This window comes from Nonomuraea monospora (genome assembly GCF_039531895.1).
Lineage (GTDB): Bacteria > Actinomycetota > Actinomycetes > Streptosporangiales > Streptosporangiaceae > Nonomuraea > Nonomuraea monospora.
The window spans coordinates 120,712-127,146 of record NZ_BAAAQX010000040.1 but is presented as its reverse complement, the minus strand read 5'-3'; the positions used below and the strand labels follow the sequence as shown (position 1 = coordinate 127,146).

Here is a 6,435-nt window from a genome sequence, read left to right as displayed (position 1 = left end):
CGCCGCCCACGCCACACATCCCGATCGGTTCGCCAGCGGCGGTCTGCCAACCCCGCCCGACCTGCCCGGCCCCGCCTGGATCAACAAGCCCAAGACCAACGAACCGAAGGACGCCACAGAGAAGACGACACAGAATTAGCCCAGCTCAACTGCCTTGATCAAATTGACAGGTTCCGCTTCGCGCGAAGCAGCTCAGGCTGAGAGCCCGGAGGGAGTGGCCCTTCAAGGTCCCAGCTCAACCCCTGCGTGTGCCGTTTCGTCGGTCAAGTACTCGGATCAAACGGCCAGTCACTAGGTGCGGGGATACCTAGAGTTGCCCCGTGATGGAATGGGATCCCCGGCTCTACAAGTGGGAGCAGATAGCCAACCTGGTCGCTGAGCGCATCGCGGACGGCACGTACCCGGCCCTGACTCTCATCTCCGAGGTGAAGCTGCAGGAGGAGTTCGACGTGGCGCGAGTGACGGTGCGAAAGGCGATGGAGGCACTGCGAGAACGTGGGCTGATCACCACTAAGCCGGGCAAGGGCTCTATCGTGGCCCCGCAGGAGTGATGCTCGATCTCTCGCAAACCCATCTGAAGCGACGGAGCCCGTGAGTTGCGTGATGACCAGTCTGCGGGCTCTGGGGTGTACCGCTACTATCAGCGCCTTCTCAAGAATCACTGGCTAGGGAACGGCGCCTGCTGGACCGTCGTCGTTCCCGACGATGGACAGCCGATCACGCTCACCGAGATCGGCGAACGACTGAGCGGCGGCGCGAGTCAGGTGGCTCATGAGCTGGCGCGTCCCGTGGACGCCTATCCGGGCGAGGCCGCCTGGGCGATGCTGGTGGGCCGGTCCGGCTCGGTGACCGAGTTGTTCGAGTATGGCTTCCACGGCGCCTTCCCTCCAGTGCTACCGCGTCTCAGCGTCGGCGCCCGTGCCTACAGCGTCTACTGGAACGCGAACGCCGGCAATCACATCGCCTTCGCGGCCGACGGGGAGATGCTGCTCGCGGTCGATGCGATGTATCCGGAGCGTTGGGTGCACGAGCCGAATGTCGGGCGCTGGCCGGAGTTGACGGCCATGGCGCCGCATTTCAGGTGGAGGAATGGGAAGAGCTGGCGAGCGGCGGCGCTGGCGACGATCGAGCTGACCACGGGGTCCCGGTTGAGCCAGGATTGGCTTGAGCAGGAGCGTTCTCATCTCACGAGTCGGGACCCTGTTGTGGATCAGCAATAGGCTGTTCCACGGTTCGGGCCTGCCACCAGGCCGCTGCGACGAGGCCGACGACGATGAGCCCGAACGCGTCCTGCAAGATCTTGCCGGAGATGACCGCCCACGCGTCCGTCGGATGGCCGGCCCAGACGGCGACCCCCAGGTAGGGGATGGGGATGGTGAAGGCCAGCCAGATCAGGCCGGCCCGCAGGAACCGCCCGGGGCCGGAGTCGCGGCCGAGCGCCGCCGCGATCGTGAGGATGATCCATGTGAAATGGTGCATCCAGCCGATCGGTGACAGGAGTGCGGTCAGCAGGCCGGTTACGGAGACGGCCGCGATCTCCTGGCCGTCGCGGGAGAGAGCGCGAGCGGCGATGAGGCCGAGCGCGCCGACGGTCGCAGCCGTGACCAGCCACAGCGCCGTGGTCACGCCGCTGTCGAGGTAGAGGCGTAGCAGCATGCCGCGTAGGGACTGGTTGGTGGTGGCGTTGGCCGCACCGGCCCGGTCCGGGGCGAGCAGGGCGCGGAACCAGAAGGCGGCGGCGTCTTGCGGGATGAGCGCGAAGGGCAGGGCGGTGAGCGTGATGGTCGTGATGGCGGCTGCTGTGGCGGCTCGCTGCCGTCCGGTGATCCAGAGGTAGATGATGAACAGTCCTGGCACCAGTTTGATCGCGGTGGCCAGGCCGATCAGTACGCCGCGAGGCCACCAGGGAGCCTTGACCGTGCAGTCCAGCAGGCACAGCAGTGTCAGGAAGAGGCCGACCTGGCCGAACCGTACCTGGTACTGCACCGGTATGAGGTAGGCCGAGGCGATTACGGCGGCTGCAAGCAGGTAGGGGCGCAGGCGTCCGGTCTGGATGGTGAGCGGTCCGAAGGCGAGGGTGGTTACCGCTGCCAGCGTCGCGACGATGCCGCCCGTCCAGGCCCACTGCGCGGCCGTCCATGACAGGGCGGCGAGTGGGGCGGCGAGCATCGCGGCTATCGGCGGGTAGGTGAAGGGCAGTAGCTGTGGGGCTGGGGTGAGGTGGTCGTAGATGGGGCGTCCCAGCAGGAAGCTGGAGCCGCCTTCGCGGTAGACCGCCAGATCCACCAAGCGCTGGTCGTCGGGGTTGGTGAGCCAGTGCAGCAGGAGCGGGCAGAGTGCGGCGGCCGTGAGCAGGACGGCGGCCGTCCAGGCGAGGGTGGTCCGTGGCACGCTGTTGCTGCTGGCCGCCGTTGGTTGCGTCACTCTCTTGTCTCCGGGTTGCCTGGGACCAGCGCGGCGATGCACGCGTCCGCCGCCTTGATCCCGCTGAAGGTCTCTTCTCAAGCTGCCGCCCCGCTGGGCGCTATCTCGGCCACAGGCAATGGTGGCACTCATGGTGATGGCACAGCTACGCCAAGTTGGCGGTGGTGTGAGTCGCTCAGGGGCGAGCGAAGCGTGACACAACGGTCATCTGGCGGCGATAACTTGATCAATCGTGCGAGGTGAGCCAACCTCGTCTTGAGGCAGTTGAGCGGAACGACCCAAGGGGGCTGAGCGGGCGTGACGCGTTGGATCTGGTTACCGATCACCGTCCTTGTCCTCGCAGGCTGCTCCACCTCGGCCCCCAAGGTGCCGATGCCTGACAGCGCACCGGCGGCCGGGACTGAGGTGGCCGTCTCGTCACAGGACGGCGGCGGCGCCGAGCGGAGCGTGGTGCGGTTGTCGGCGATCGCGCCGTCGTGTTCCACGCAGATCGACGGGACGGGTTTCGTCTACGCGCGGGAGCGGGTGGTGACCGCTGCGCACGTGGTGGCCGGGGCCGTGCCGGTGTCGCTGGTCGTCACCACGGCTGATGGTGAGGAGTACGAGGGGCGGGTCGTGGCGTTCGATCCCGATGTCGACGTCGCGGTGCTCTACGTGCCGAAGCTGCCCGCGCCTGCGTTGCGCATCACTTCGGCGCCCGAGCCGTTGCTGAGCCTTCCCTGGTTGTCGTTGGGGGAGGCCGACATGGTCGGCTTTCCGAAGGGGGCGAAGCGGCTCGAGAGGCGGCCGGTCGAGATCGAGCGGCAGTTCAAGGCGGAAGGCCCGAACATCTACCGCGAAGGCCAGGTCACCAGAGAGGTTCTCGGGTTCTCCGCTGAGGCGGACGCTGGGTTGAGCGGCGCTCCGTTGATCCTTGAAGAGGGCACGGTGGCGGGGATGGTGTTCGCTTCGGGGAAGGAGGATCCGGGGCAGGGGTTCGCGCTGGCCGGAGAAGAGGTCCTGAGGGTTGCCGACAGGGCGGCTGAGGCTACGAAGCACGTCTCGACGCAGAAGTGTGACGAGGACGGCTGACTGAGGGCTCCGGCGCGTTCGGTCGAGCCGGTCAGGAGCTTGGACCCGGGGGCGATGGAGCGACCGCCAAGGACCGCCGCCGGCCGGAAGCTATCTCCGCATCGAAGGGACGTCGTAGCTAGGCGGCCGGCCGTTCATCAGCTCGGTCAGGTCCTCGTCGGTGAGGTCGAGTTCGACGGCGTTGCCTGCCTGCCGAGGCTCCCAGCCATCGCCGAGCGCCCTGCGTATGGTCGCCGCCACCAGAGCCGGCCGCACGGCCATCGTCCGCTCTCCCAGGAACGCGTCCGGCCGCGAGCAGGGAAGCGACACCAGCAGGGCGCGCCCCGACGCGTCGGCCTGTTCCACTGTGAACGTCATCGGGCTCCAGCTGCCCTCCTGGCAGTAGGTGGGCCTACGCCGGATGCGCCAGCGGAACACGGTGCCGTCGACGGTGATGAGCCGTGAGTACTTCTTCGGAATTGCCATACGCGAGCCTCCTGCGTGGTTCCGGACGAGGGCCGTTGCCAGTCAAGGCAAGGGGCGAGAGGGAATCCGGCATCTCGCACCTTAGTGGGGCGCGGGTGCCAATGGGTTGCTGCAGCGCCTGGTGGCGGGGTAGCCGGTGGGCTTGGTTGTCGGTGCGAGCGGGACGTGCAGTTCGCCGGCGACCGGGACGAGTTCGGGCAGCGGGTCGTGACAGGCATCCTCCATGCCATGGTCAGGCGTACATCATCATGTACGTTGCGCGTCATGAAGGTGATGACCATGTCCGCATCGCGGGCCAACTACGCCGCCACCCTCGACTCCGTCATCGACGACCAGGAAGAAGTCCTCATCACCCGCCCTGGCAGGGAAGGTGTCGTCATGGTGGCGCAGCGCGAATACGAATCGATGCGTGAAACGCTCTACCTGATGGCCTCTCCCGCCAACTGGAGGCGGCTGTCGGAGGCGGTCGCCCGGCTGGAGGCCGACGGCGGCACCGCCCGCGAACTGGCCGATGAGGACACCACCTCTTGACAATCCTCTTCGATGAACTCGCGTCGCCGCCTGTCGTTATCGCTATGAGCAGTAACGCCGTTCACTGCTGCCTTGAACGCCCGGCGGCGCCCAACCCTGTCAAGTCCGGTCCAGGGCTGAGCGTCACCGAGCTGACTCACCCGATCTTGGCCAGGTCGACGACGTAGAGGTCGTCACCCACCTGGTACGACACCAGCCGCCCATCCCGCGCGACCCCCGGTATCGACAGTCTGCCTCCCCTGGCCCGTACGCCCAGATCGGCCGCCGTCCCCGTCGAGACGTCGTACAGGATCGGAATGTGCCCCGCACCCTCGGCCGTGACCATGGCCACCAGGAAGCGCTCGCGGGCCAGCCCGTCCGGCGAGAGGTCGGTCATCGGCAGTTCCTTCTCCTGCGAGCCGTCCCGCAGCCGGTAGAAGCTCTTCCTGCCCTCCCGCACGCCGGCGCAGAGCCGCACGCCGCAGGCGAGGGTGTGCTCGCCGTTGTGGCGCACCGCGACGCTAGTCTCCCCGGTCTCCACGTTGGAGATGGTGATGAACCGCGTCCCGTCGCCCTCCGGCGCGGCGCCGGGCGAGCCGACCCACGGCCACTTCAGCAGGTGCATGCCCTCGCCGCCGGGCACGGCCTGCACGGCTCCGCCCGCGGCGGGAACGGTGAAGACCCCTCCGCCGGTCGGGGAGAAGAGGATCCGGTCGCCTTCGACGGCCAGGCCGTCGAGCCCCGGAGTGGTCCCCGCCTCCAGGTCGGCGACCGTCGTGGCGTCGCCGCCGCTCAGCGGGGCCGTCCACACGTGGATCCGGGCGTCCTTCGTGGCGGTCCACCAGACCACCCGGCCTTCGCCGACCGTGAAGTCCGAGGCGAACAGGACCGTCCCGGCGGGCGTGGGCACGTCGGTGATCTCGCGGAGGTCGTGGGTGACGAGGTCGTACGCGTAGAGGGCGTCGGTCTTCTCGAAGCCGCCCCAGGTGGTGACGAGCACCGTCCGGTCGTCGATGAACGTCTGGGGCATCAGCTTCGTCCCGCCGGGCCCGCGCGCGGGAACCTTGTGCACCGCCTCAGGCCACACCCGCGCCACGGGTTCGGGCAGCGGCCAGACGGGGGCGTCAGGACGGGACGTGGACGGGCTCAGCGTCGTGGCCGTCGTGTCACCGTGGCGCAGTACGGCGGTCGTTCCGGCGGCCACGACCACCACGGCGGCGGCCGCCAGGACCACCTGGGCGAGGTTGCGCCGGCGGCGTCGCCGGTAGGAGGCCTCCAGCTGGGCGGGCAGGTGGGTCGGCATGCGGGGCGCCTGCTGCGACGCGCTGCCGAGCGTCCTGCGCAGCATCTCCTCAACGTCGTTCATCGCGCGCTCCCTCCGAGATGTGGCTTGCCGAACGCTGCTCCATCGGCCGGTACGGCGGCGCGCAGCTTGTCGAGGGCGCGGGAGGCCTGGCTGCGCACCGTCCCCCGGGAGATGCCGAGCACGGCGGCGATCTCCGCGTCCGAGAGCTGCTCGTAGTAGCGCAGCACGAGCACCGCGCGCTGCTTGCGCGGCAGGTCCGCCAGCGCCAGCCACAGGCTGCGCTCGTCGCCGCGCGGCAGCGCGTCCTCGTGGGTGCCCTCAGGCAGGTCCCACGCGAGCAGCTCGCGCCGGCGCAGCCGCCGCGCCGACAGGTGCAGCCTGGCCATCGTGGTGCGGACGTAACTCTCAGGGTTCTCCTTGGCCCGTAACCTCGGCCAGGCGCCGCGCAGCCTCAGCAGCGCCTCCTGCACCAGATCGGCCGCGTCGTGCGGATTTCCGGCCAGTACGTAGCCGTAGCGCAGGAGCGCGTCACCCCGTTCGGCGACGAAGTCCGCGTAGCGGGGATCACCGTCCAACTGCCTCGACCCTTCGTTGAATCCATCAATCCCAAGAGGAGGCATCGCTGGAAACTGTTGCATGCGGGACGGTGCAGCCGTGGC

The 6,435-nt window shown here is 68.5% G+C and carries 8 protein-coding genes; 4 read left to right on the top strand and 4 right to left on the bottom strand.

Annotated elements, in window-relative coordinates:
* Nucleotides 1-323 precede the first annotated feature (323 nt).
* The gene (locus ABD331_RS48895) at nt 324-551 is read left to right on the top strand and encodes a GntR family transcriptional regulator (RefSeq protein WP_344491925.1); all 228 of its coding nucleotides are present in this window, start codon (nt 324-326) and stop codon (nt 549-551) included.
* Nucleotides 552-596: 45 nt separating this feature from the next.
* Nucleotides 597-1,220: a hypothetical protein gene (locus ABD331_RS48890; RefSeq protein WP_344491913.1), complete on the top strand. Its 624-nt coding sequence runs from the start codon at nt 597-599 to the stop codon at nt 1,218-1,220.
* Here the strand turns inward: ABD331_RS48890 and ABD331_RS48885 are convergent.
* Nucleotides 1,186-2,391 (bottom strand): glycosyltransferase 87 family protein, encoded by a 1,206-nt coding sequence (locus tag ABD331_RS48885; protein WP_344491910.1) that lies wholly within the window; start codon nt 2,389-2,391, stop codon nt 1,186-1,188. The two genes, ABD331_RS48890 and ABD331_RS48885, sit on opposite strands and share 35 nt — an antisense overlap.
* Nucleotides 2,392-2,721: 330 nt before the next feature.
* Here ABD331_RS48885 and ABD331_RS48880 point away from each other — a divergent pair, with 330 nt between their 5' ends.
* A complete protein-coding gene (locus ABD331_RS48880; RefSeq protein WP_344491907.1) occupies nt 2,722-3,495 on the top strand; it encodes a trypsin-like peptidase domain-containing protein in 774 nt (257 codons plus the stop codon).
* Between the two features lie 90 nt (nt 3,496-3,585).
* Here ABD331_RS48880 and ABD331_RS48875 read toward each other — a convergent pair whose 3' ends face one another.
* A complete protein-coding gene (locus ABD331_RS48875; protein ID WP_344491904.1) occupies nt 3,586-3,960 on the bottom strand; it encodes a hypothetical protein in 375 nt (124 codons plus the stop codon).
* A 264-nt stretch (nt 3,961-4,224) separates the two neighbouring features.
* On the opposite strand from ABD331_RS48875, the gene ABD331_RS48870 reads away from it, so the two are divergent.
* Nucleotides 4,225-4,491: a type II toxin-antitoxin system Phd/YefM family antitoxin gene (locus tag ABD331_RS48870; RefSeq protein WP_344491901.1), complete on the top strand. Its 267-nt coding sequence runs from the start codon at nt 4,225-4,227 to the stop codon at nt 4,489-4,491.
* 136 nt (nt 4,492-4,627) lie between these two features.
* Here the strand turns inward: ABD331_RS48870 and ABD331_RS48865 are convergent, their stop codons facing one another.
* A complete protein-coding gene (locus ABD331_RS48865) occupies nt 4,628-5,836 on the bottom strand; it encodes a TolB-like translocation protein (RefSeq protein WP_344491898.1) in 1,209 nt (402 codons plus the stop codon).
* Nucleotides 5,833-6,351, bottom strand: coding sequence for a SigE family RNA polymerase sigma factor (locus ABD331_RS48860; protein ID WP_344491894.1), 519 nt, complete (start codon nt 6,349-6,351; stop codon nt 5,833-5,835). The genes ABD331_RS48865 and ABD331_RS48860 overlap by 4 nt, the downstream gene beginning before the upstream one ends.
* Nucleotides 6,352-6,435 lie beyond the last annotated feature (84 nt).